Source organism: Nostoc sp. UCD121 (genome assembly GCF_014222285.1).
In the GTDB taxonomy this organism is placed as follows: domain Bacteria; phylum Cyanobacteriota; class Cyanobacteriia; order Cyanobacteriales; family Nostocaceae; genus Nostoc.
Map to the genome: position 1 here is coordinate 1 of NZ_JACKZS010000489.1, position 970 is coordinate 970.

Annotated in this window: 1 protein-coding gene; it reads left to right on the plus strand. The window is 38.8% G+C overall.

Annotation, left to right across the window (positions count from 1 at the left end):
* The first annotated feature begins 177 nt into the window (after positions 1-177).
* Positions 178-869, plus strand: a protein-coding gene (locus tag GNF10_RS37105) for an IS1 family transposase (RefSeq protein ID WP_311774270.1) whose coding sequence is annotated in 2 segments (ribosomal slippage) — positions 178-502 and positions 502-869 — 693 coding nt in all. Because the reading frame shifts where the segments join, the coding sequence is not laid out codon by codon here.
* Positions 870-970 lie beyond the last annotated feature (101 nt).

Here is a 970-nt window from a genome sequence, read left to right on the forward strand (position 1 = left end):
CAAATGAGCTAGTAATTGCACCATATTGAGCAACCGTTGACCATACTAATGGGGTTAATCCTTCTGACATCCCCAACCACTTTAACAGGGGATAAAACCCCTGAAGAGACATTTTATTTGTGGTCTTTGTTGACTTTTGGCGTTGCATAATAGAGGGATGAGTTGAGGTTATATACTGTGCAATGTCCATACTGTGGGTCTACGGAAATCCGGAAAAATGGAAAGCGAAGAGGTAAACAAAATCACATCTGTACTAGCTGCGATCGCCAATTTATAGATGTGTACAATCCGCCGAAAGGATATTCAGAGGAGGTGAAACAAGAATGCTTAAAAATGTACCTGAACGGCATGGGTTTTCGCGGGATTGAGCGAGTTAAAGGTGTGCATCATACTACCATCATTTATTGGGTCAAAAAATTAGGAGAAAAACTTCCAGACGTGCCAAAAGAAGATATCATTCCAGAAGTTGGAGAACTGGATGAATTAGAGACATTCATCGGGTCAAAAAAAACAAAATTTGGCTTTGGACAGCAGTAAATCACTTTACTCAGGGTATTTTAGCCTGGGTTTTAGGAGACCATAGTGCCGAAACGTTTGAGCCATTGTGGGAAATTGTTAAACATTGGAAGAGCTATTTTTATGTGACAGATGGCTGGAAAGTTTACCCAAGTTTTATCCCCAATGGAGACCAAATTGTGAGCAAAACATATATGACTAGAGTTGAAGGCGAAAATACCCGCTTGCGTCACTATTTAGCACGACTACACCGCAAAACATTGTGCTATTCAAAGTCAGTAGATATGCTGAAATACTCAATTCGATTATTACTTCATTATTTGAAGTATTGGGAAATACCCGTATTGAATTAAATCATCCCGCATTTATGCAACGCCCAAAATTGCAATACACTGTCCAGCTAAAATAAGTGCAATTTCTCTAATTTTTTCTTCTCTTTCTTTAAGAATTTTCC